1 protein-coding gene is annotated in these 213 nt (G+C 52.1%); it reads left to right on the top strand.

The features are described from left to right. The coding region (locus A372_RS32660) for a helicase C-terminal domain-containing protein (RefSeq protein ID WP_036702635.1) at nucleotides 1-213 on the top strand (213 nt) is incomplete at both ends.

A 213-nucleotide genomic window follows, 5' to 3' on the forward strand; every position in this document is an offset into this window, starting at 1 on the left:
GGCTTGCCGCAAATTGGAGCGGAGCGGGACGTGCTGCGGGATTATTTTTCGGAACAGGGACGAAATGGGTTCAACTATGCGTATGTATATCCAGGGATGAACAAGGTTCTTCAGGCAGGTGGCAGACTTATTCGCACAGAGCATGACGAAGGGCTGCTGGTCCTGGTAGATGATCGTTTTGCCAAGGAGCCATATGCTTCTTTGCTGCCAGAC

Origin of the sequence: Paenibacillus sp. OSY-SE, from assembly GCF_000283315.1 — a bacterium.
Classification (GTDB): domain Bacteria; phylum Bacillota; class Bacilli; order Paenibacillales; family Paenibacillaceae; genus Paenibacillus_B; species Paenibacillus_B profundus.